At 69.1% G+C, this 23,504-nt stretch carries 21 protein-coding genes; 4 read left to right on the top strand and 17 right to left on the bottom strand.

What is annotated here, in order from left to right; genetic code table 11:
• Positions 1 to 14: 14 nt before the first annotated feature.
• The 13 genes from tolQ to MC375_RS08420 form a co-directional block, all read right to left on the bottom strand.
• Complete coding sequence (gene tolQ, locus MC375_RS08480; RefSeq protein ID WP_242102838.1) at positions 15 to 809, bottom strand: protein TolQ; 795 nt, start codon at positions 807 to 809, stop codon at positions 15 to 17.
• 31 nt (positions 810 to 840) lie between these two features.
• A complete protein-coding gene (ybgC, locus tag MC375_RS08475) occupies positions 841 to 1,257 on the bottom strand; it encodes a tol-pal system-associated acyl-CoA thioesterase (RefSeq protein WP_242102837.1) in 417 nt (138 codons plus the stop codon).
• On the bottom strand, positions 1,247 to 2,287 hold the full coding sequence (gene ruvB / locus MC375_RS08470) for a Holliday junction branch migration DNA helicase RuvB (RefSeq protein ID WP_242102836.1): 1,041 nt from the start codon (positions 2,285 to 2,287) through the stop codon (positions 1,247 to 1,249). The genes ybgC and ruvB overlap by 11 nt, the downstream gene beginning before the upstream one ends.
• A gap of 44 nt (positions 2,288 to 2,331) precedes the next feature.
• Positions 2,332 to 4,170, bottom strand: a complete 1,839-nt coding sequence (locus tag MC375_RS08465; protein ID WP_242102992.1) for a potassium transporter Kup — start codon at positions 4,168 to 4,170, stop codon at positions 2,332 to 2,334.
• 90 nt (positions 4,171 to 4,260) lie between these two features.
• A complete protein-coding gene (gene ruvA, locus MC375_RS08460; RefSeq protein WP_242102835.1) occupies positions 4,261 to 4,851 on the bottom strand; it encodes a Holliday junction branch migration protein RuvA in 591 nt (196 codons plus the stop codon).
• Between the two features lie 58 nt (positions 4,852 to 4,909).
• The gene (ruvC, locus tag MC375_RS08455; protein WP_242102834.1) at positions 4,910 to 5,434 is read right to left on the bottom strand and encodes a crossover junction endodeoxyribonuclease RuvC; all 525 of its coding nucleotides are present in this window, start codon (positions 5,432 to 5,434) and stop codon (positions 4,910 to 4,912) included.
• Positions 5,435 to 5,520: 86 nt separating this feature from the next.
• The gene (locus MC375_RS08450) at positions 5,521 to 6,252 is read right to left on the bottom strand and encodes a YebC/PmpR family DNA-binding transcriptional regulator (RefSeq protein WP_242102833.1); all 732 of its coding nucleotides are present in this window, start codon (positions 6,250 to 6,252) and stop codon (positions 5,521 to 5,523) included.
• Between the two features lie 177 nt (positions 6,253 to 6,429).
• On the bottom strand, positions 6,430 to 7,044 hold the full coding sequence (locus MC375_RS08445; RefSeq protein WP_242102832.1) for an alpha/beta hydrolase: 615 nt from the start codon (positions 7,042 to 7,044) through the stop codon (positions 6,430 to 6,432).
• A gap of 163 nt (positions 7,045 to 7,207) precedes the next feature.
• Positions 7,208 to 7,855: a response regulator transcription factor gene (locus MC375_RS08440; protein WP_242102831.1), complete on the bottom strand. Its 648-nt coding sequence runs from the start codon at positions 7,853 to 7,855 to the stop codon at positions 7,208 to 7,210.
• Between the two features lie 32 nt (positions 7,856 to 7,887).
• The gene (locus MC375_RS08435; protein ID WP_242102830.1) at positions 7,888 to 8,640 is read right to left on the bottom strand and encodes a sensor histidine kinase; all 753 of its coding nucleotides are present in this window, start codon (positions 8,638 to 8,640) and stop codon (positions 7,888 to 7,890) included.
• The gene (locus tag MC375_RS08430; RefSeq protein WP_242102829.1) at positions 8,637 to 11,963 is read right to left on the bottom strand and encodes a serine/threonine-protein kinase; all 3,327 of its coding nucleotides are present in this window, start codon (positions 11,961 to 11,963) and stop codon (positions 8,637 to 8,639) included. Before MC375_RS08430 ends, MC375_RS08435 begins: the two co-directional genes overlap by 4 nt.
• Positions 11,960 to 12,865 carry an FHA domain-containing protein gene (locus tag MC375_RS08425; protein WP_242102828.1) on the bottom strand — a complete coding sequence of 302 codons (906 nt, stop codon included), beginning with the start codon at positions 12,863 to 12,865 and terminating at the stop codon, positions 11,960 to 11,962. The genes MC375_RS08430 and MC375_RS08425 overlap by 4 nt, the downstream gene beginning before the upstream one ends.
• Positions 12,866 to 12,980: 115 nt before the next feature.
• Positions 12,981 to 13,814: a DUF6689 family protein gene (locus MC375_RS08420; protein WP_242102827.1), complete on the bottom strand. Its 834-nt coding sequence runs from the start codon at positions 13,812 to 13,814 to the stop codon at positions 12,981 to 12,983.
• Between the two features lie 480 nt (positions 13,815 to 14,294).
• Here MC375_RS08420 and MC375_RS08415 point away from each other — a divergent pair, with 480 nt between their 5' ends.
• On the top strand, positions 14,295 to 16,808 hold the full coding sequence (locus MC375_RS08415; RefSeq protein ID WP_242102826.1) for a S8 family serine peptidase: 2,514 nt from the start codon (positions 14,295 to 14,297) through the stop codon (positions 16,806 to 16,808).
• Positions 16,809 to 16,995: 187 nt separating this feature from the next.
• On the opposite strand, the gene MC375_RS08410 is transcribed toward MC375_RS08415, so the two are convergent.
• On the bottom strand, positions 16,996 to 17,511 hold the full coding sequence (locus MC375_RS08410; RefSeq protein ID WP_242102825.1) for a GNAT family N-acetyltransferase: 516 nt from the start codon (positions 17,509 to 17,511) through the stop codon (positions 16,996 to 16,998).
• A 115-nt stretch (positions 17,512 to 17,626) separates the two neighbouring features.
• Positions 17,627 to 19,393, bottom strand: a complete 1,767-nt coding sequence (aspS, locus tag MC375_RS08405) for an aspartate--tRNA ligase (RefSeq protein WP_242102824.1) — start codon at positions 19,391 to 19,393, stop codon at positions 17,627 to 17,629.
• A 133-nt stretch (positions 19,394 to 19,526) separates the two neighbouring features.
• Between aspS and MC375_RS08400 the strand changes: the two genes are divergently transcribed.
• Both MC375_RS08400 and MC375_RS08395 read left to right on the top strand, forming a co-directional pair.
• Complete coding sequence (locus MC375_RS08400) at positions 19,527 to 20,231, top strand: DUF3011 domain-containing protein (protein WP_242102823.1); 705 nt, start codon at positions 19,527 to 19,529, stop codon at positions 20,229 to 20,231.
• A 100-nt stretch (positions 20,232 to 20,331) separates the two neighbouring features.
• Positions 20,332 to 21,384, top strand: a complete 1,053-nt coding sequence (locus MC375_RS08395) for a GGDEF domain-containing protein (RefSeq protein ID WP_242102822.1) — start codon at positions 20,332 to 20,334, stop codon at positions 21,382 to 21,384.
• A 10-nt stretch (positions 21,385 to 21,394) separates the two neighbouring features.
• Here MC375_RS08395 and MC375_RS08390 read toward each other — a convergent pair whose 3' ends face one another.
• On the bottom strand, positions 21,395 to 21,733 hold the full coding sequence (locus tag MC375_RS08390; protein WP_242102821.1) for a zinc ribbon domain-containing protein: 339 nt from the start codon (positions 21,731 to 21,733) through the stop codon (positions 21,395 to 21,397).
• Positions 21,734 to 21,816: 83 nt separating this feature from the next.
• Positions 21,817 to 22,425 (bottom strand): hypothetical protein, encoded by a 609-nt coding sequence (locus tag MC375_RS08385; RefSeq protein WP_242102820.1) that lies wholly within the window; start codon positions 22,423 to 22,425, stop codon positions 21,817 to 21,819.
• A gap of 121 nt (positions 22,426 to 22,546) precedes the next feature.
• On the opposite strand from MC375_RS08385, the gene MC375_RS08380 reads away from it, so the two are divergent.
• Entirely contained in the window at positions 22,547 to 23,452 is a 906-nt protein-coding gene (locus tag MC375_RS08380) for a PhzF family phenazine biosynthesis isomerase (protein WP_242102819.1), read from the top strand.
• Positions 23,453 to 23,504: the final 52 nt, after the last annotated feature.

Below are 23,504 nucleotides of genomic sequence, written 5' to 3'. Positions count from 1 at the left end.
GAGTTGCTCCTCGCCTAATCGTCGATGTGCGCTTGCCGCTGCAGGATCGAGGAAAACTCCTCGCTGAACGCGTCATAGCGTGTCGCGATGCGGTCGACCTTGGTGGCGAAGCGGTTGTAGGCCCACACCGCGGGAATCGCCGCGAACAGGCCCATCGCGGTCGCGATCAGCGCCTCGGAGATGCCCGGCGCCACGGTGGCAATGGTCGCCTCCTTGACGTTGGCCAGGCCCTGGAAGGAAATCATGATGCCCCAGACCGTGCCGAACAGACCCACGTAGGGACTGATCGAACCGACGTTGGCGAGAAACTCGAGATTGTGTTCAAGATCGTCGAGCTCGCGCGAGGCGGTCGCCCGCATCGCGCGCTGCGCGCCTTCGAGCTGGACCCGCGAATCCACGCCACGGCGCTGGCGGATCCGGTTGAACTCGCGGAAGCCGCCCTCGAAGATCGCCTCCATGCCGCCGACGTCCCGGTTGCGCTCGGTGGCGCCGGCATACAGCTTGGACAGCTCCGCCCCCGACCAGAAACGCTCCTCGAAGCCGATCGCTTCGCGCTCGGCGCGATCGAGGATCTTCTTCTTGCGGAAGATGATCACCCAGGAAGCGACCGAGGCGAACAGCAGCAGCAGCATCACCAGCTGCACCGGGATCGACGCGTGCAGCAACAGCTGCAGCAGGTCGAGACTGCCCTCGGCGACCGCGGGATGGGTGGCCGCGTCGGCGCCCTGCGCGACCGCATCGGTGGCAGCCGCGGCCTCTTCCGGCAGGGGTTCGACCGCGGCCTGCAGCAGCATCGGCATTGGGATCATCCGGGTTTACTCCGTCGCTTTCAAAAAGGATTCACGATTCGAGGGATTTCAGTTGCAGGTACAACGCATCGGGGATCGCCCGGGGTTTGAAGCCGGCCGGATCGAGCGCTGCCACACGCACTTCTGCTTCCAGCAACAACGTTTCGCCGCGCAGCACTTGCTGCGCCACCACCAGACTCGCCTTGCGGCATTCCACCAGCGCCACGCTGACCTGCAGCTCGTCGTCCAGCCGCGCCGGCAGGCGGAAGTCGATCCGCATCGCGCGCACGGCGAACACCAGACCATGCGCATCGCGCAGCAGTTCCTGGCCATGTCCGCATGCGCGCATCCACTCGGTGCGGGCGCGTTCCATAAACGCCAGATACTGCGCGTGGTAGACCACGCCGCCAGCGTCGGTATCCTCCCAATACACCCGTGTCGGCCAACTGAACCGCGGCTCAACCGCCACTTGCATCCTCCGCGAACATGTCGTTGGGACGCGGCTTGACCGGCAAACCCAGATGGCGGTAGGCCTTGGCCGACGCCATGCGCCCACGAGCCGAGCGCACCAGGTAGCCCTGCTGGATCAGATACGGTTCGATCACGTCCTCGAGTGTGCCGCGCTCCTCGCTGAGCGCGGCGGCCAGCGATTCCACCCCGACCGGCCCGCCGTCGAAGTTGTCGATGATCAGCCGCAGCAGGCGCCGATCGAGATCGTCGAAGCCGACAGGGTCGACCGCCAGCATCTGCATGGCGGCCGACGCGACCTCGCGATCGATGTGCCCGGCGGCGCGCACCTGGGCGAAATCGCGCGCGCGCCGCAGCAGGCGGTTGGCGATACGCGGGGTGCCGCGCGAGCGCTTGGCGATCTCGTCGGCGCCTTCGGCATCGCAGTCGATGCCCAGGATCCGCGCCGAGCGGCGCACGATGCTGGTGAGCTCGCCGGGCGAATAGAACTCCAGGCGCTGCACGATACCGAACCGGTCGCGCAGCGGCGCGGTCAGCAGTCCGGCGCGGGTGGTGGCGCCGATCAGGGTAAACGGGGGCAGATCGAGCTTGATCGACCGGGCGGCGGGGCCCTCGCCGATCATGATGTCGATCTGGTAGTCCTCCATCGCCGGATACAGCACTTCCTCGACCACCGGCGAAAGGCGATGGATCTCGTCCACGAACAGCACGTCGTGCGGCTGCAGGTTGGTCAGCAGCGCTGCCAGGTCGCCGGCCTTCTCGATCACCGGGCCGGAGGTGACCCGCAGGTTGACGCCCAGCTCGTTGGCGATCACATGGCTGAGCGTGGTCTTGCCCAGACCGGGCGGCCCGAAGATCAGCACATGGTCGAGCGCCTCGCCACGCCGCCTGGCGGCTTCGATGTAGATGCCCAGCTGCTCGCGCACGGGCAGCTGGCCGAGATATTCGTCCAGGGTCCTGGGCCGGATGCTGGCCTCGACCGCCTCGTCCTCGCGGGTGGGTGCGGCGGCGATGATGCGGTCTTCGGTCATGCGCGCAATGTTCTCACGACGGAAGGACGCCCCACGATCTTTCGTCAGATCTCCACCTGCGCGCCCAGTTCCACCAGCCTGTTTCCGGGAATCCGGAAGAAGCCCGTGGCCGGTGCGGCATTGCGGTGCATGATCGCGAACAGCCTGTCGCGCCATACCGGCATCCCGCGGTGCGCGCCGGCGACGATGGTTTCGCGGCTGGCGAAGTAAGTGGTGTCCATCGGGTCGAAGTACATGCCGCCCTTGTCGCAGCTGCGCATCAACGCCAGCGGGATATCCGGGGTTTCCATGAAGCCGTAGCGCACCAGCACCCGGTAGAAGTCGTCGCCGATCCCCTCCATCTTGAGCCGCTTGTCCGCCGGCGCGTAGGGGACGTTCAGCGTCTCGACGGTCAGGAATACATTGCGCTCGTGCAGAACCTTGTTGTGCTTGAGGTTGTGCAGCAACGCGTGCGGCACCACGCCCTTGTCGGCGGTGAGGAAGATCGCCGTGCCGGGTACCCGCGCTGGCGGCGCGAGCATCAGCCCGGGCAGGAAGGTGTCGAGCTGGATGCCTTCCTTGCGCACTTCGTCGTGCAACAGCTCGCGCCCACGGCGCCAGGTGCGCAGGATGGTGAAGACCACCAAGCCCAGCGCGATCGGGAACCAGGCGCCGTGGAAGAACTTGGCACCGTTGGCCACCACAAAGCCCAGATCGACGATGAAGAACACGACGCACAGCGGCAGCACCCACTTGCGCCAGCGCGGCCACAGAGACCACGCCACCAACGCCAGCAGCAAGGTATCGATCAGCATCGTCGCCGACACCGAGATGCCGTACGCCGTGGCGAGCGCCGTGGAGCTGCGGAATGCCAGCACCACCCCGATGACCAGCAGCATCAGCAGCCAGTTGATGTAGGGGATGTATATCTGGCCAATCGTGTCGCGCGAGGTGTGCTTGATCTGCATGCGCGGGATGTAGCCCAGCTGCATGGCCTGACGCGCCACGGAGAACGCACCGGTGATCACCGCCTGGGAAGCGATGATCGCCGCCATGGTGGCCAGGACGATCATCGGATACAGCGCCCAGGTCGGCACCGACTCGTAGAACGGGTTGCTTACGGCGTCCGGGTGCTCGAGCACCAGCGCGCCCTGGCCGAGATAGTTCAGCATCAGGCTGGGCAGGACTACCGTGCCCCACGCGATCCGGATCGGCTTCGGGCCGAAATGACCCATGTCCGCGTACAACGCCTCGCCGCCGGTCACCGCCAGCACCACGGCCCCCAGGATGAAAAGCGAATGCCAGCCGTGGGTGATGAAGAATTTTGCGCCCCACCACGGATTGAAGGCCGCGAGCACCTCGGGAGCATCCACCACGTTGTAGACGCCCACGGCGGCGATCGAGAGGAACCACAGCAGCGTGATCGGACCGAACACGCGGCCGACCTTCTCGGTTCCGTAGCGCTGCGCGACAAACACCGCGACCAGAATCGCGACCGTGATGGGTACGATGTAGGCATGCAGTCGCGGCGCAGCGACCTCCAGCCCTTCGACCGCGCCCAGTACCGAAATTGCCGGGGTGATGACCCCATCGCCGAAGAACAGCGAAGCGCCGAAGATACCGAGGATACCCACCACATAGGCCGACCGCCCACCCTTGGCGAGCGTACGCTGCGCCAGCGCCATGAGCGCCATGATGCCGCCCTCGCCCTCGTTGTCGGCACGCATGATGATCGTGACGTACTTGAGCGTGACCACGATCATCAATGCCCAGAACACCAGCGACAGGATGCCCAACACCGTGTCGTGGTCCCCGGTAAGCCCGAAATGCGGCGAGAACGCCTCTTTCAGGGTGTACAGAGGGCTGGTGCCGATGTCGCCAAAGACGACGCCGATCGCGCCCATTACGAGGCCGCGCAACCCGGTCTTGCCGTGCCCGTGCTGGGCCTTCGCGTATTTGGATGAGGGAGATGGCATTGGTGCTTCGGGCCCGCCTCAGCGGAGCGCGGACTGTAGCGCCTTTCGGATGATGGTTTCGGCGGTGTCGCCGTCGATGAAGGCGAACTTGGCCATGCGCTGCGCCTCGGCCGGCTTGTAGCCGAGCTGCTGCAGGGCGATGGTGGCTTCGGACAGCGGATCGTAGCTGCGCTCGCCTGGCCCCGATGTGGGGGCGGTCCCGACCAGGTCAACCGCACGATCGCGCAGCTCCACCACCATCCGCTCGGCGGTCTTCTTGCCGATGCCGGGAATGCGGGTGAGCGCGGTCACGTCTCCGGCCTGCACCAGCTGCGCGAACGCGTCGACGCTGACGCCGGACAACACCGCGAGCGCGATCTTCGCGCCGATGCCGCTGACCTTCTGCACGTCGCGGAACAGGCGGCGCTCGGGCAGGGTGAGGAAGCCGTACAGGGCCACGCTGTCCTCCCGCTGCGCATAATGGGTGTGTAGCAGGACTTCGCGCCCGACCTCCGGCAGGTCATAGAACGTGCTCATCGGCGCCTCCAGCTCGTAGCCGACGCCGTGCACGTCCACCACCAGCCACGGCGGCTGTTTGTGGGTGAGGATGCCCTTGAGGGTGCCGATCATGGACGCCTTGCCCCGGTTTGGAAGCGGCTAGCGGCGAGCGGCTGCGGATTCATCGTTCTCATCGCTTCCTGCTCCACGCCTGGCGCACGTCGACGCCGAGCCGGGCCGCGCTGGCGCGCACATGGGCGTGGGTGATGGCCACGGCCAGCGCATCGGCGGCATCGGCCTGCAGCTTGCCCTTGAGGCCCAGCATCAGGCCGACCATGTGCTGGATCTGCTGCTTGTCGGCGGCGCCGGTTCCGACCACGGCCAGCTTGATCTCCTTGGCCGCGTACTCGTGCACCGGCAAGTCGCGCAGCACCACCGCACAGATCGCCGCGCCGCGAGCATGCCCGAGTTTGAGCGCCGAATCGGCGTTGCGCGCCAGGAACACGCGCTCGATCGCGACCTCGTCGGGCCGATGCGCCTCGATGATTTCGGTCAGCCCCTGCAGCAGCCGCTTGAGCCGGGCAGCGAAGTCGCCTTCGCCCAACAGCACCAAGGGCGCGTGGAAGACGTGACTCGACCGGCCCGCGGTATCCACATCGATGATGCCCACGCCCGTGCATTGCGAACCCGGGTCGATTCCGAGGATGCGGGTCAACGGCGGAAGACCTCGTCGCCCGCCGTGCGCGGGACGTAGGTGGCGGGTAATCGAAGGAGGCGGCGGAGGTGCTGCACCCGGCCAGCTTACGCGTAAGCGCCTTCGGGAAGCTCGGCATTGCTGTAGACGTTCTGCACGTCGTCCATGTCTTCCAGCCAGCGCAGCAGCCTGACGACCTGCTGCGCGGTCTCGCCTTCCACGGCGATGTCGTTGTCGGCGCGCAGGGTGACCTCGGCCAGATCGGGCTTGAGCCCGGCGGCTTCCATCACCGCCTTCACGTCCTGGAAGGCCTCCGGCGCGGTGACGACGTCGATCGCGCCATCTTCGGGATACACCACCACGTCGTCGGCACCGGCTTCGATCGCGGCTTCGGTGACCTTGTCTTCATTCGCGCCGGGCGCGAACGACAGCACGCCCAGCTTCCTGAACATGAAGGCGACCGAACCTTCGGTGCCCAGGTTGCCGCCGAACTTGCCGAAGGCGTGGCGCACGTCGGCGACGGTGCGTACCCGGTTGTCGGTGAGACAGTCGACGATCACGGCCACGCCGCCGGGCGCATAGCCTTCGTAGCGGATCTCCTCGTACTCGACGCCTTCCAGCTCGCCGGTGGCCTTCTTGATCGCGCGTTCGATCACGTCCTTGGACATGTTCACCGCCAGGCCCTTGTCGATGGCGCTGCGCAGGCGCGGATTGCCGGCCGGATCGCCGCCGCCGGCGCGGGCCGCGACCGAGATTTCCCGGATCACCTTGGTGAAGATCTTGCCGCGCTGGGCGTCGACGGCGTTCTTGCGCGCCTCGATGGATGGACCGCGTCCCATGAATCCTGCTGCTGGTGCCTGCGAAGCGGCGGATTATAGGGTGCATTCCGCATGGGGGCGGGGTAGCCGGGTCGTGGGAGCGCGCTTGCACGCGATTGCCTTTGGCGACCGCATTAGACGAGGCCCAAAGTCGAAAGTGATCGCGCGCGAGCGCGCTCCCACAGGATTCCAGGCGGTCTACCGCCGGACGAACCGGCCGTGCTCGAGGAATTCGGCGACCTGCTCGGCCGCCTCGTCGGAAAACATCAGTCCGCTGTGGCTGGCACCCACCACGACATGATCGGCCAGCCCCGGCACGCGGGTCTCGCTGACCGAAACGGTGCCGTCGTGGATCTCGTCGAACCCTGCCACCAGCGCGCCGAGGCCGCGCGGGATGCGCCCGGCGACCATTCCCACCTCCAGCGTCCCGGGCCAGGTCGCGCAGCCGCGGCGCAGCAGCTCGGCACTACGACCCATCCACAGGGACGCCAGCGGCCAGCGGGCCAGCCCGCTGGCGGCGCCGCTGCCGGCCAGCGGCGTGCCCAGGCACACCAGGCGTCGTACCGGCAAATCGGGATGGCGGATCAGCGTCTCCAGCGCGACCAGCCCGCCCAGGCTATGCGCGACCACATCGCACGGAGCGCGGCGCAGGAACGCGGCCAGCCGCGGCGCGGCGGCGTCCGGTCCGCCGACGATGCTGTGATAACCGCAGGTCTGCGCGGCGAAACCGTGCGCCTTCAGCCGCGCGGCCAGCCACAGCATCGCCACGCCCGGCATCCACAGGCCATGCAGCAGGACGACGCGACGGGTCACGTCACTGCCTTTGCAGGATCGGGCGTAGAAGCGACTGCACAAGCGCCTGTAGGAGCGACGTCAGTCACGTGCTCCGTGCGGCAAGACACGGAACGCACGCAAGACACAGGCTCTCGACAGAAAAGCTCGCGACTGACGTCGCTCCTACGCAAACGCGGGTGCATCAGTCCAGCAGCCCCTTGCGCAGCGCGTAGCGGACCAGTTCGGCCGTGTTGCGCACGTCGAGCTTGTCGAGCACGCGGCCGCGGTGGTTCTCGGCGGTCTTGACGCTGATGTCGAGCTTGCGCGCGATTTCCTTGGTGGTCAGGCCTTCGGCGATCAGGTGCAGCACCTCGCGCTCGCGCGCGGTCAGGCTGCCATAGGGATCGGCTCCGCCGCGCTCGGGATGCTGCACCTGTTCGGCCAGGGCCCGGGATGCCTGTGGGCCGAAGTGGCTGCGACCAGCGTGCAGGCTGCGCACCGCCGCCAGCAGCTCGGCGGCCGCACTGTCCTTGACCAGATATCCCGACGCACCAGCGCGGACCGCCTGCAGGACGTACTCGTCTTCCTGGTGCATGGTCAGCACCAGCACGCGGGTACCGGGCAGTTTCTCGCGCAGGCGCCGCACGACCTCGACGCCGCCAAGCCGCGGCATGGACAGATCGGCCACCACCACGTCGGGGCGGGTGAGTTCGGCTTTCTCGATCGCCTCGATGCCGTCGGCAGCCTGCGCCACCACCTGGACGTCGCCATCGGCCTGCAGCACGCTGACCAGGCTCTCGCGCACCATGGTGTGGTCGTCGGCAATCAACACGCGCACGATCCCCTTCATGCGCGACACGTTGCGCGCCGTGCGACAGGGCGTCAAGCCACGGCGTCGCCTGCAGGCAAGGGCACGACGGCGCGCAGGCGTGTGCCCTGCCCGGCCGCCGAACGCAGTTCCAGCCGCCCGCCGTACAGGCGCAGGCGTTCGCGCATGCCCGGCAGTCCGCTGCCGCCCGCGCGCAGCGCCTGTTCGACATCGCAGCCGATTCCATCGTCGATCACCTGCAGCTGCAGCTCGCCGCCGCGCGCGACCAGGCGCAGCAGCACGCTCTGGGCCCGGGCATGCTTGCTTGCATTGTTCAGCGCTTCCTGGGCGACGCGGAACAGCAGCGTCTGCAACTCGCCGTCGAGCGGCGGCAGCGGCTCGAGCTCGGTCACCACCCGCATCGGACCGCTCGCATCGATGCTGCGCGCCAGCCATTGCAGCGCCGCCGCCAGGCCCAGGTCGTCGAGGATCGGCGGGCGCAGCAGGCGCGAGAGCTGGCGGGTGTCCTCGAGCGCATCGCCACACAGATCGACCGCAGCGCCCAGGCGTTCGCGCAGCGGTGCGGCCTCGGCCGGCAGGTCGGCAAGCAACTGCGCGAGGCGATGCTTGAGCGCGGTGAGATTCTGGCCGAGCCCGTCGTGCAACTCGCGGGCCAGGCGCCGGCGCTCATCCTCCTGCACGTTCCAGACGGCGCGCCCCAGGCGCCGGAACTCGCGTTCGTTGGCTTCCAGCCGTTGCAGCAGACGCTGATACTGCGCGCGCAGTGCATCCAGTGGCAATTCCTCGGATCGGGGCGAACCGCTCATCGCGAAGGCTCCGTCGGCGCGGGGTTCGCGGCGATCGCCTGATCGAAGCCGGCACGCAGCGACTGCGGAAGCTGCGCCTGGAATCGCGCAAGCGCTTCCTGCGCCCGCGCGTTCGCCGCCGCCGCGCCGGCGGCATCGCCGCTAGTGGCGCGGGCGCTGGCGCCGAGCGTGTGCAGGGCATACGCGGGCTGTGCATCGCCGGCGCGCAGCAAGGCGGCGGCTTCGTTGTACGCGGTCGTCGCGCCACGCGCATCCTTGTCCGCCAGTGTCTGACGCATGCGCAGGCGCAGCCATTCCAGACGCAGGCCGGCGTGTCCAAGCTCGGACGTGGGGCGGTCGAGCGCCGCCAGCTTCGCCCGGTCTTCGCGCGCGTCCGCCAGCGCGATGCGCAGCTGCAATTGGCGCACGCCCGAGGCGCTGGCCAGGCGCCGCGCTTCGCGCAGGCTGCGTTCGGCCTGGTCGCGTTCGCCGCGATCGATCGCGATCCGCGCCGCCAGCCATTGCGCGATCGCTTTCTGCTCGCCCGAGGCGGCCTCGATGTCGTCCGCCAGCGCGGCCAGCACCGTACGCGCCTGCGCGTGGGCGTGCGCGGCCAGCAGCGCTTCGGCGTGCAGCAGGCCGGCATCGCTGCTGCCGCGCACATCCCCGCGCTGGCGGAAGCTGGCTTCCGCCTTGCCGGCCTGTTCGACCGCCGCCTGCAGGTGCCCCTGGTACAGCTCCAGTTCGGCCAGGTTGCGGCGGCTGACCGCGGCTTCCTCGAGCATCTGCTGGCGTTCCGAGAGGGACAGCGACTGCTGCAGCAACTGCCGGGCCTCGGTCCAGCGCCCGCGCGCGGTGGCGAGCAGGCCCAGGTTCTGCATGGTACGTACCCGCCCGGTCTGCTCGCCCAGGGCGGCGTAGGCATCGGCGGCCTGCTGCCAGTACACCTGCGCATCGCCGTAGTCGCCCAGCTGGTAGTGGGCGAAGCCGATGTTGTTCAGCGCCTCGGCGGCGCCGTGCGCATCGCCCACCTGATGCCAGGTCTGCAACGCGCGACGGAAGGCGGCCAGCGCGCTGGGGTAATCGCCGCGCTCCTCGGCGAGCAGGCCCAGTTCGTTGTCCACCGCGGCATGGCCTTCGCGATCGCCGAGCGCGATGTTGAGGGTGCGGGCTTCCTGCAGCGCCTGGTCTGCGCCCGCGAAATCGCCGGTGAGCGACAGCGTGTTGGCCAGGTTGCGCAGGCTGGTCGCCACCCCGCGACGGTTGCCAAGCCTGCGCCGCAGTTCGATCGCCTTGCGGTACTGCTCGGCGGCGTCGGCGGTCTGGCCGAGCCGGCCATAGCCGACCCCGAGCGCGTTGACGGTTTCCGCTTCGCCGAACAGGTTGCGGCTGCGCTTGAATCCGACCAGGGCGCGGGTGAGATGGTCGTCCACAGCAACGCGCGCGTTGCCCTGCAGGATCGAAAGCTTGCCCAGTTCGAACCAGGCGCGCGGATCCTCGGGGTCGCGGCGGGTGAGTGCGTGCAAGGCCTGGACCGCGCCGTCGAAATCGCCGCCGTTGCCGAGTGCCCGCGCGAGCTGGAGCTCGGCCTCGGTGTCGTTGGGCGTGGCCTGCAGCAACGTGCGCCACTGCGCGGCAGCTGCCGGCGCGTCGCCTTCGACCAGCGCGCGCTGCGCCGCCAGCCTGCGCTGCAGGCTCTGCGGCGCGTTGGCGGCCGCGTTCTGGCCGCGGATCGCCGCGTCGGCGGCGCGGTCCTGTTCACCGGCCTGCAATGCCGTCTGCGACTGCGCCAGCCACGCCAGGGCGTACGACGGATCTGCCGCCGTGGCCGATTCGAACGCATCCAGCGCGCTGTCGAGGCGTCCCGACTCCAGCGCAAGCAGGCCCGCCCCATAGGCGTCGAGCGCCGGGGACCGTGCCGGCACAGCCAGTGCGATCCGCCTGCCTTTCAGGCCCAGCGCCGTCGCGGTTGCAGGCGCCGCGGCCCAGGCACGCAGCGCGGCCTCCGGCGCGTTCGCAGGCGGCCCATCGAGTTGCGTGGTTGCGCCCTGATCGCCGACCAAACGCGCCTGGAGCATCCAGCGCCCATCCTGACGTACGAGGCGCGGCTGCAGCACTCGCTGCGCGGCGGCGGCGCGGCGCAGTGCAGCGAAGTCCGGCGCGGCATTGCCCGACGGATCGAGCTGGCGCACCGCCTGCAGACTGCGTTCGCCATCGACCACAGCCATCCCCGGCAGCGCGGCCAGGGCGTCGCGCAGGTGCGCGCCCAGCGCGGCGTCGCGCGCAGGATCGCCGCTGCCGTCCAGCGGCAGGACGAGCAGGCGCTCGAGCGGCCGCGCCGCGACCACGCTCGCTGCAGACGGCACATGCACCCGCCACTGCCACCATCCGATCGCACCCGCTGCAAGCACCAGCACCGCCGCCAGCGCGATCCAGCCGCGCCTGCCCGGATGGAAATCGCGTGCGAGTTCGCGCCGGTCGATCGCCGTCACGACCTCGGTCGCGCTCTGCAGCCGATGCGCGGGCTGCGGACGCAGCAGACGATCGACCAGGCGCGACAGCCAGCGCGGCAGCCCCGGGCGTGCGGTATCGATGGAAGCAGGTGCACGCAGCATGCGCTGCGCCAGCACTTCGGCCACGGTGCCGCCCTCGAACGGCAGCTTGCCGGTGAGCATCTCGTAGAGGATCAGGCCGAGCGCGTACAGGTCGCTGCGCGCATCGGCGGCGTCGCCGCGCGCCTGCTCGGGTGACAGGTAGTCGGGGGTACCGACCACCGCGCCGCCCTGAGTCATGCCGCCGCGCGATGCACCGCTGGTCGCGAGCGAGCGCGCCACGCCGAAGTCGCTGATGTAGGCATCGCCCTGCGCGTCGAGCAGGATGTTGGCGGGCTTGAGGTCGCGATGCACGACGCCCTTCGCATGCGCCGCCGCCAGGCCTTCTGCGATCTGGCGCGCGAGCTTCAACGCGGCCTCGACCTCCAGCGGTGCCTCGCGGTCGAGGCGCCGGTCCAGCGACTCGCCTTCCACGAAGTCCATGCTGAGCAGCCAGCGGCCGTCGTGCTGCGCGAGATCGTGGATGCGCACCACGCGCGGACTGGACACCTGGCGCGCCAGCAACAGCTCCTGCCGGAACCGCTCGAGCACGTCTCCGCGGTGCGCGAGTTCTGGACGCAGCAGCTTCAGCGCCACCGGCACGTTCAGCGAAAGATCGAACGCGCGGTACACCACGCCCATGCCGCCGATGCCCAGGATCGATTCGATCCGGTAACGGCCACCCAGCACAGTCCCTTGCGGGAAGTCCGACGCGAGGTGCACACCGGTCGCAGTCGCGTCGTGCTCGCTCATCGCGCCCCGGCGTCGTGCGCAGCGACGATGCTGTTCCAGTCGGCCGCCGCGCCGGGCGGCGGCACGTGCGCGGCGAGCAGATCGCTGGTGCGGCGTGCGGCGATCCACAGGGCGGCGCGCTCCGCGAAGGCTTCGAGCAGTTCCTGGTCCAGCGTGGTGACGGGCGGGCCCGGGCGGATGCGATCGGCGTAGATGGCGCCAAGCGGCTGCGCGCCGTCGAACAGCGGAATGCAGACCAGTGCGCTGAGCCCGGCCGCCGCCACGGAGGCGCGCGAGGACAGCCAGGCCTCGCCCTCGATATCGTTGGCGATCACGCTGGTACCGGTGGCGAGCGCACGCCGGACCGCGCCGACGCTGCCGGAGAATTCCGGCGAGGCCAGCCGCTGCGTATCCAGCGCCAGGCTGGCGCGCACGGCAAAGCCCTCACCCGCCTGCAGCAGCACGAAGCCGCGCTCGCACTGGGCCAGCTCAAGCACGCCCCGCAAGCTGGCGTCGAGCAGCTCGTCGAGCCCATGCACGCCGTCCAGGCGCGCCGTATGCGCCGTGGCCGCCGCACGACGCGCGGCGCGACCGGCTTCGGCGCGGGCCGCGCTGGCATCGTCAAGCGGCGCGAACTCGCAGTACACATCGCCCAGGCGGATCCAGCCCGCATGCGAAAGCAGGTGATCCGCACCCGCCGCAATCCGGTGACCGCCGACGAAGCTGCCATTCTTGCTGCCCAGTTCGCTCAGCTCCCAGGCGCCGTCGCGGTACTGCAGCTGCGCGTGGGCGCGCGAGATCGAGGGGTGATCGATCCGCAGGCCACAGTCCACGCCCCGCCCGATGCGCAGGGTCTCGCCAGGCGCGAGCATGCGCACGATCGCGGCGCGGTCGGGCAGGTGGATCGTCAGGCAGGCGTGCATCGGCGCATCTTAGGGCCGCCCCGGCGGTCGTGCGGGGCTGCGCCACCGCAATGCGCCCGGGTGTTCGGAACGAACCGGGCTTCGGCTACATGAGCCGCGCGGAAAGCGGCGCCTCTCAGTCGCCGAAATCGCGCAGGTAGGCGATCGAGAACTTCAGCGTGGCAGCGCCGGCGACCAGGTCGCCGGCCTGGTTGTCGGCATCGCGGGTGGCACGCCATTCGTCGGCCAGCTGGTTGCCCGCGCGGGCGAGCGCCCGGCTGGAGACCTGATCGACCGCCGCGATCGCAGCGGCGAAGTCGCCTACCGCGATCGCTGATTCGGCGTCGTTGATCCGCGCAATGAACGGCTGTTGTTCCGTGGTCGGCAGGGTCGCGACGCGGGTGCGCAACGCGGCGATCTTGTCGGCGACGATCGCCCCGGTCTCGCGCAGGTCGGTCAGCACCAGGAACTGCGAGAATCCGCCGGTCGTGCCACGGGCGCGGACGCTGCCGGGCGCGATCTCGTCGGTGATGTCCTGGAATGCGCCGGCCAGCGGCGCCTTGAACAGGCGGTACGAACTGCCCACGCCGTAGGCCAGCGCATGCGTATGCACCTCCACGCGCACGGTGCGGAAGCGCAATCCACCTGCCGCCGGCGGCTCGATGGTCAGCAGGAGTGGAAACGCCGGGTCGATCTGATTGAGCTGCAGGTCCGGCAGGCGCGCAAGCAAGGCGGCGTCGTTCAGGCTCACCAGCTTCGCCTCGAGCCCCAGGCTCGCCGCGCTCAGGCCGGCCACTTCGTCGAAGCTCAGGGTGACATCCGCCAACGGATTGGCCGGATTGCCCACCACCGCCGTCGCCACATCGCCGGACACGCTGACCTGCACCGGCAGGGTCTGCGCAGCTGCGAACAGCGGGCATAGCGCGAACAGCAACGCCAACGCGCCCGTGAGCATGCGGAACTTGTGCATGGGACCCCCTTCCTGCCCGCGCCGCGGACGCCGTCCTGCGCCGTGCGAGGGAAGTCGAATAACGCCGGGGCCGAAGCAACGGCACCGGGGCCGACCCGTGCAGCGGGGCGGCATGACGTGAACGCTATCTCATTTAACGCGGGCAGTCTGTAGGGGAAATTGCCCAGCCGGCGTGAAGGCTTCCCCGGATACCGGCCTCGGGGACGGGCACCGACGATGGTCCTGCGCTCCGGGGCCGGCCCAGCCGGCGGCGGGGCGCAGGGGCCTGGAAGCCCTTGCCGCGGGACCCCCTCCCGCGGGCGCCAGGGAACGCGCGCCCGGGCGGCGGCGCCACGGAGCGGCGCCGCCCGCCCCGGGGGATGTCGCGGGGGGGTTTCCCGCGACCCGCCTGATGGTCATCCCCGATGTGCCCGCCAGGCCATGTGTCGAACATGCCCGGGTCCCCGCTGCCTGCGGGTTTTCACACTGGAGAGATGCGCAATGTCCGTTGCCGGTACTTCCATGGCCTCGCGCCGCACGATCCGAATTTCCGCCCTCGCCGCCGGCCTGCTGGCCAGCGGCGTGGCCCTGGCCGACGCCCAGCTCGACCCCCAGCTGGTCTCGAAGATGGCCGCCGCGCTGCCCACCGACGAACTGCAGATCGTGGTCAGCTACGAACAGTCGGTGCCGGTGTCGGCATCGCAGGTCAACGTGCTCAGGTCGCTGGGCATCGAGAAGGGCGTGACCATGCGCACCCTGCCGATCGCCGGCGCCCTGGCCACCCCGGCCGAGATCCGCGCCCTGGCGCAGCGCGATGATGTGGCCTCGATCTACTGGAACGCGCCGCTGCGCTACATGAACAAGGAGGCGCGTGAGATCTCCGGCGCCGCCCGCACCGTGCAGAACCCCGGCGATTTCGGCCAGGCGATTCCCTATAGCGGCCGCGGCATCACCGTGCTGGTCAACGACTCCGGCGTGGACGGTACCCACGAGGACCTGAAGTTCGGCGAGAACCTGGTGCAGAACGTGCTGGGTGCGCAGAACATCCTGGCCGAGCTGGCTGCGGAATTCGCACCGGGGATCGTGCCGGTGACCTACGCCGAGGGCATTCCCAATACCGACCTGGGCTCCGGTCACGGCACCCATTGCGCCGGCACCATCGGCGGCACCGGCGAGCGCTCCAACGGTCTGTATCGCGGCGTGGCGCCGGGCGCGGACCTGGTCGGCTACGGCTCCGGCGCGGTGATCCTGGTGCTCGACGCGGTCGGCGGGCTGGATTACGCGGCCACCCACCAGTTCACCTACGACAGCCCGATCCGCGTCACCAGCAATTCCTGGGGCAGCAGCGGCAAGTTCGATCCGCTCAACCCGGTCAACATCGCCACCTACGAGCTGTACAAGCGCGGCATCGTGAGCGTGTTCGCCGCCGGCAACGACGGCCCGGGCGAGGACACCCACAACCCGTACGCGCAGGCGCCCTGGGTGATCTCGGTCGGCGCCGGCGAAAAGGACGGCGTGCTGACCAGCTTCTCCTCGCGCGGCAAGCGCGGCGAGAGCGGCAGCTTCACCATGCCCGACGGCCGCAGCTGGACCTACTTCAACGAGCCGACCATCGTCGCCGCAGGCGTGGACATCATCTCCGCCCGCGACAGCACCGGCTCGCTGGGCGCGCTGGCGTTGCAGCAGGACGTGGATGGCATCGCACTCGAGCACGTGCCCTTCTACAGCTTCATGAGCGGCACCTCGATGGCCACCCCGCACGTGGCCGGCATCGTGGCCCTGATGCTGGAAGCCAACCCGCACCTGAGTCCGGCGCAGGTCAAGGACATCATCGAGCGCACCGCCACCAACATGACCTCGCGGCTGAGCTGGGAAGCCGGGGCCGGCCACATCAATGCCTATGCGGCGGTGGCCGAAGCGGCCAACGTGCGCAAGGGCTGGGGCGCCACCGTCAACGCGCTGCGCGAGTTCAACGCCAACGCGCTCCTGCTGCCCGGCAGCACCCAGCCGTTCTCGTTCGACTTCTCACCGGTCGGTGCCACCGGCGAGCAGAGCTTCACTGTGGGCAGCGACATCGCCTGGGTCGCGGTGCGCGCGGTAATCGGCGAGAACACGCTGGCCCTGACCCTGACCGATCCGGATGGGATCACCTACGGTTCGGCGATCGCGCTGCCGGTGCTCGGCGACACCGTCACCACCGGCGCCCCGGGCAAGCCGGGCGTGTGGAAGGTGAGCGCGCGCGGCATCGGCTCGGTGTCCGGCACCGACGTCGACCCGCTCAATGCCACCAATGGCTACGGTCTGCCCGGTACGGTCAGCGGCGAGATCAGCATGCTGCGCAGCGGCGGCTATACCGGCATGGACGACGTGGCCAATCACCCGGCGCGCCAGGCGATCGAATTCGCCGTCTCCAACCGCCTGGTCGATGGCTACAGCGACAAGAAGTTCCGTCCCGACCAGGTGCTCAAGCGCAGCGAGCTGGCGCAGTATCTGGTGATGGGTGGCAGCGTGCGCCAGTCCCTGCCCTTCAGCGGACAGGCCAGCTTCGCCGACCTGGCGACCACCAGCCCGGCCTATGCGTATGCCGAATCCGCCATCGCCGCCGGTGCGCCGCTGCGTAACCTGGGCCAGAACCACGCCGGCGTGATGGGCCTGCTCAACGGGCAGTTCCGGCCGCTGGACAGCGTGACGCGGGTCAGCCTGGCGTATTCGCTGGTCCAGGCGATGGGCCTGCAGGACCAGGCCGTGGCCTTCGACGGCGAGCTGACCGCGTTCTACGACGGCAAGCGGATCCCGGTGGAAGATGCCGGTTCGATCGCCCCAGCGCTGCGCGGCTACGTGCAGCAGGCGCTGGACCAGGGCGTGCTCAACGCGCGCTTCACCGTCACCCAGGGGCCGTTCGACCTGCAGCCGACCCTGCACGCCTGGTTCGATCCCGGCAAGACCGTGACCCGTGCGGCCTTCGCGGTGGCGGCCGGTCGCTTCGATTCGGCCTACCGGAGCGCGGAAGACTAGACAGGCGACCCACCCCGTCCGTCTGGCGGCCCGGCGCAAGCCGGGCCGTTTGCCATTGTGGGAGCGGCCTTGGCCGCGAATGCTGTTGCTTGCATGCAGGAACGCCGAAAAGGCATTCGCGGCCAAGGCCGCTCCCACGGGCGGTTTGCCGGCAATCGATCAGAAGGCCACGCGTGGATCGCACACGTTACGCTGGCCGGCGATACATGAACTCGCGATCGCGTTGATTGCCGACCAGGAATTCGTATTCGGCCACGAACTCGAAACCATGCCGCGCGTAGAAGCGCTGTGCGCCGAAGTTCTCCGACCAGACGCTGATCCACAGCGTGCGCGGGCCATCGCGTTCCAGCCAGCGCAACGCTTCGGCGAACAGCTGCCCGCCGACGCCGCCATTCTGTTCGGATGCGCGCAGGTACAGGCGCTTGAGCTCGCCATCGCCCGGCTGCACGTCCGGATGCGGCAGGCCGCAGGGGCCGGCCTGTGCGTAGCCGATCGCGACACCGTCGCGTTCGGCGATCCACAGCGCGTACGCGGGATCGGCGAGGGTCCGCGCATAGGCATGCTCGGAATGGCTTTCGTCTAGAAAGGCCCGCAGGTCCTCTGGCGCATACAGATGGCCGAAGGTCTCGAAGAACGTCTGCGCACCGAGTTCGGCGAGCGCGGGTGCATCGGCGGGTACGGCGCGGCGGATGGCAGTCGTCATTCCACGTTCCCAGAGTTTATTGGGCCTGAGCGCAGGGCCGAAAGGCCCGGAGTCGAAAGGCAATGCATGCACCCTCGACTTCGACGCTATGCGCGTACGCTCGGGGCGAACGGGTTCATTTCGTTTCCTTTGCCCGCACCTGCACGTGCACTTCCGCCAGCTGCGCGTCCGGAATCGGCGATGGCGCGCCGGTCATCAGGCACTGTGCGCCGGTGGTCTTGGGGAAGGCGATCACGTCGCGGATCGACTCGGTGCCGGCCATCAGCGCGGCGATGCGGTCGATGCCGAAGGCGATGCCGCCGTGCGGCGGCGCGCCGTACTTGAGCGCGTCGAGCAGGAAGCCGAACTTCAGCTCCGCCTCCTCCGGGCCGATGCCGAGCAGCTCGAACACCGCCGACTGCATCGAGGAGCGGTGGATGCGGATCGAACCACCGCCGATCTCGTTGCCGTTGAGCACCATGTCGTAGCCGCGCGACACCGCCGTCTTCGCGTTGGCGCGCAGATCGGCCTCGTCGTCGACCGCCGGCGCGGTGAAGGGGTGGTGCAGGGCCACGTAGCGGCCCGCTTCCTCGTCCCACTCGAACATCGGGAAGTCGGTGACCCACAGCGGCGCCCAGCCCTCGGCCACCAGCTTGAATTCGCGCCCGGCCTTGAGCCGCAGCGCGCCCATGAAGTCGCTGACGGTCGCGTACTTGCCGGCGCCGAAGAACACGACATCGCCGTTGCCGGCGCCGACATGGGCGAGCAATGCCTTGAACGCGTCTTCGGCAAAGAACTTTGCGATCGGCGAGCTGACCTCGCCGGTGTCCGACAGCTTGACGTAGGCCAGGCCCTTCGCGCCGTACTTGGCCGCGTGCGAGGCGTAGTCGTCGATCTGCTTGCGCGACAGCGCAGCGCCGCCGGGGATACGCAGCGCGCAGACGCGGCCGCCTTCGACGCCGGCCCAGTCGGTGAACACCTTGAATTCGCTGCCCTGCACCTGCGCGTCGACGTCGACCAGTTCCAGCGCGATGCGCAGGTCCGGCTTGTCCGAGCCGTAGCGGCGCAACGCTTCGGCATAGGTCAACCGCGGGAACGGATCGGCCAGTTCGACCTGCATCACCTCGCGGAACACGTCGCGGATCATGGCTTCGACCGTGTCCTGCACGATCTGCTCGTCGACCCATGCGAACTCCATGTCCAGTTGGGTGAACTCGAGCTGGCGATCGGCCCGCAGGGCCTCGTCGCGGAAGCAGCGCGCGATTTGATAATAGCGGTCGAAGCCGGCCATCATCAGGATCTGCTTGAACAGCTGCGGGCTCTGCGGCAGCGCGTAGAACTCGCCCGGATGCATGCGTGCGGGGACCAGGAAATCGCGCGCGCCCTCGGGCGTGGCCTTGGTCAGGATCGGGGTCTCGATGTCCTGGAAGCCGCGCGCATCCAGCCAGCGCCGCAGCGCCTGCACCAGCTGGATGCGGGTGCGCATCATCTTCTGCATCTGCGGGGTGCGCAGGTCGAGATAGCGGTATTTGAGGCGGATGTCCTCGCCCGGATTCTCGTGGGCGTGGAACGGCAGCGGTTCGGCCTTGTTGAGCACCTCGATGCGTGCGGCGACGACCTCGACCTGGCCGGTACGGATCTTGTTGTTGACCGATTGCCGGCGGCGCACGGTGCCGGTGACGCGCAGACAGTCCTCGTAGCCGAGTCTGGCCGCGGTCGCGATCACCTCGGCATTGCCCGCGATGTCCGACGGCTCGGCCACGACCTGGACGATGCCCTCGTGGTCGCGCAAGTCGATGAAGCACAGGCCGCCGAGGTCGCGGGCGACATCGGTCCAGCCGCAAAGGGTGACGGTCTGGCCGACCAGGGTCTCATCGACCAGGCCGCAGTAATGGGTACGCATGGGGGCTCCGGGATCGCATGGAGGTCGGCCACCGGCCGATCACCACGCCATTTTAACGTCTCGCAGCTCCAACTCGCGGTTGCCGCCGGCAGGGGTCAGTCCGCGCGGCCCACGCCACCCGGGGAATCACGCCATGAATCGCCTGCTCGCACTCGTTCTGCTTGCGCTGTGCCTGACCATGCCGCTCGCCGCACCGGCCCAGACCGGCACGCGCGCGTACGCGCCGGAGAATCTGCGCACGCTCTCCTACGCCGACCAGAGACGTGTGATCAGTCTGGAATATGCAGAACAGTCGAATGGCCGGCGGATCCCGGACGACCAGCTGCGCTTCTACATCGATCAGGTCAACCGCTCCAACTGGGGGTTCAGCCGGATCAAGCAGGACATCGCGCGGTCGCTGGCCGGCAGCGGGCCGCGCCCGCCGGTTCCGCCCGTCGGGCCGCAGCAGGTGCGCTGCGAGAGCACCAATAACCGCCCCCGCACCTGTCCGACGCGCTGGAGCGGGCCGTCGCGGCTGGTTCGCCAGCTCTCCAGCACCCGTTGCATCGAAGGTCGCACCTGGCGCTCGCAACCAGGATCGGTCTATGTCACCGCCGGCTGTCGCGGCGAATTCGCGCCCGGACGTGGGCGCCCCCCGATCGCAGACAACTACCAGGTGACGTGTTCCAGCAACGACAGGCGCTACGCCACCTGCGCATGGGATCGCAGCCGTGGCCGCCCGCGCCTGCTGCAGCAACTCTCCGGCACGGCCTGCATCGAGGGTCGAACCTGGGGCTACGACGCCGCGCGCGGGCTATGGGTGGACGATGGCTGCCGCGGGCGGTTCGGCAATCGCTGAGGGGACAGCCATCGGCATCGCGAGCGTCGCCCCGCCGTGGAATTCGCGGTCGGGGTCGGCGGCGGTCGATAATGGTCGCCCCAGGGACGGCCAGACGACCTTGAACGGAACCGCGACTGCTTACCAGCAGGATTATTTCCAGCGCGTGCGCCGGCGCACGCTCCCGATCCAGGGGATGGCGCCGCTGGCCCTGCTCGTGGCCGCCTGGGTGGACGCCGGGCTCACCGGAACTCCGGTGCTGTCGGGAGTGCGGGCGCTGGCCTTGCCGATCGGCATCGCCGTGCTCGTGGTGCTCATGGCGGTCCAGTCGCGCGCCGACACGATCCATGCCCACGGCTGGTGGACCATCGCACTGCTGTGCAGCGCGGAGCTGGCGCTGGCGTTCATCGTCACGCCCGACCCGGACACCCTGTACTGGATCCTGCCGGTCCTGATGGTGGTTCCGGTGGCGGCGGCGCCGTTCTGGGTCTGGCCCAGCCGCGCGATCGTGTCCAGCCTGTTGTGCTACGCATGCGCCTTGACGGCGCTGCTGCGTGCAGGCCCGGATGCCAGAAGCCTGTGGGTGTTCGCCGGCTACGCAGCCCTGTTTTCCTGCACCAGCCTGGCCATCTTCCGATCCATCGACCGGCTGCGGCGCAGCGCCTACGAGTTCCAGGTCAACCTGGACCACGAAGCCAAGCACGACGCATTGACCGGGCTGCTGTCGCGCCGCCGGTTCCTGCAGCTGGGCGAAGCCGCGCATCGCGAAGCGACCGGATCCGACGCACCGTTCTCGCTGTGCTTCATGGACCTGGACCACTTCAAGATCATCAACGACGTGCACGGCCATGCCGCGGGCGATCGCGCGCTGTCGCGCACGGCGGCGCTGATGCTCGCGCGCAGGCCCCCCGACGCGCTGGTGGCGCGCATGGGCGGCGAGGAGTTCGTGATGCTGCTGCCGCGCGCCGACGCGTCCGCTGCAGCGCGCTTTGCCGATGGCCTGCGCGAGGCCCTGGCCCAGACCGAAATGGGCGGATTCACCGTGTCGATGTCCGCCGGCATCGCCGAACACCTCCCCGGCGAAGCCCTGGGCGAAACCCTGCACCGCGCCGACACGGCGCTGCTCGAGGCCAAGCAGCGCGGCCGCAACCGGGTGGAAGTGGCCCCCGGCTGAAAGCCGGCGGTCAGTCGGCCCCGGAGGTGGTGGATTTCGGCGCGGGCTTGGCCGGAGCGGATGTGGCCACGGCGGTGTCCGGCTTTGCCGGCGCGGGCTTGGCCTCGGCCGAAGGCTTGGCGCCTTCCCCGCCCTCGCCGGCCAGATTGCGCTTCTTGTCGCCTTCCTTCTTGAAATCGGTCTCGTACCAGCCGCTGCCGGAGAGCCGGAACGATGGCGCGGTCAGCTGGCGCCTGATCTGGCCGCTCGCGCCGCAAGCCGGGCAAACCTCCGGATCCGGATCCGACAGCTTCTGCAGTTTGTCGAAATGATGGCCACAGGCGTTACAGGCGAAAGCGTAGATCGGCATGGTCGAACCGGGGCGACGGACAACAGGTTCCGCATTCTGGGGGCTGCGCCGAAGGGATCAAGCCCAAGCGGTCCCCGATCGCCTCAGCGGGTCCCCCAGGGCGCAGGCGGCGCGGGCACGGGCTTGCGCAGGTCGAATTCGACCCGGAACAGGCGCCCGCCCGGACGGCTGAGCTCGTAGGCGAAACGCTGGCCCGGGATCATTTCCATCGCCCAGGTATTGGTGACGGAGGCCTGCGAGCCTTCGTGCTCGAACAGTGCGATCGATTCCGCGTCGACCGGAAACTCCTGCCGCGACGCGCTGCCCGGTACGCGCGAATCGCCGCCGTACAGGGTCAGCACGTCGGGCGAACCGTCCTGATGGCGATGGTCGTGCTTCAGCCGCAAGCCCGTGCCGGTCCGGCTCACGACCCATGTGCGGGAGCGGTCGTCGCCGACGTGGAACGGAATGCGCAGGACGTCGCTGCCGCACTCGCGCACGTGCATGACCAGCGGCTTGCCCTCGAACGGATCCGGCGCCGTCGGCGCGGGAACATTGGCCACCACGCGCCCGGCATAGGCCTGGCCGCAGGCGGACGACAGCGCCGCGAAGAACGCATCGGCGGGTGTGCCGCCTGCAGCATCGGGCGGCGGTGCCGATGCGCACGCAACGAGTACCAGTGACAGGACGGAAGCGGCGAAGGTCGGGCGCATCGCACGACCCTAACCGCAGCCCATTGCGCCGACAAGCATGAATCGCTGCATTCGACCGATGTGCGCATCGGCCGTGATCGCCAACGCCTAGAATCGGCAGCTTTCCCAAGGCGAAGAGCGCATGGACGTTCTGCGGGTTTACCAGATCGATGCCTTCACCACCCAGCGTTACCAGGGCAATCCCGCCGGCGTGGTCGCCAATGCCGCGAGGCTGGACGACGCGCAGATGCAGTTGATTGCGCGCGAACTCAACAATTCCGAAACCGCCTTCCTCCTGCCGCCGCGCGACGACAGCCACGACGTGCATGTGCGCTTCTTCACGCCCACCGTCGAGGTGCCGGTCTGCGGCCATGCCACCGTCGCCGCGCATTACGTGCTCGCCCTGGAAGGTGGAGCGACGGGCTGGCGACGCCAGCTCACCGGCGCCGGCGTGCAGCGCATCGAAACGCTCGACCACGATGGCGAAGTCCGGATCGCGATCGAACAGGGCGCGCCGAGTTTCCACGCTACGCTGGAACCGGCCCTGGTGGCGGAACTGGCCGCGGCCCTGGGCGTGGACGAGGACGCGCTGGATCCGCGCTGCCCGCCGCAGTTCGTGTCGACCGGCCACGGCAAGCTGCTGGTCTGCCTGCGCCAGCGCGCGACGCTGCAGGCCCTGGCGCCGGACCCCGCGCATCTGGTCGCACTGGGCCCGCGCGTCGGCAGCCTGGGCTATTTCGCCTTTACCCTGGACACGCCCGCGGACGACGACGCGTTCACCTGGGGGCGCATGTTCGCACCGGCCATCGGCATCGCCGAAGATCCGGTCACCGGCAACGCCAATGGCCCGCTCGGCGCCTATCTGGTCAGGCACGGCCTGCTCGACGGCGACGATGGCGAGCGCCGCTATCGCGCGCGCCAGACCACAGCGCAGGGGCGCGGTGGCTGGATGGACGTGGTCGTGCGCGTCGAAGGCGGCGACCCGGCAGGCGTGCGCATCGAAGGCCGCGCGGTGGAATGTTTCCGCACGACGCTGCCGCGCGAGTGATCGGTCGGGGGTTGCCGTAGGAGCTGCGCTCGCGGCTTACGCCGCTCCTGCA

The sequence above is a fragment of the Lysobacter sp. M2-1 genome, from assembly GCF_022662495.1.
GTDB lineage: Bacteria > Pseudomonadota > Gammaproteobacteria > Xanthomonadales > Xanthomonadaceae > JAKPBU01.
This window is presented reverse-complemented; position numbering and strand designations above follow the sequence as displayed.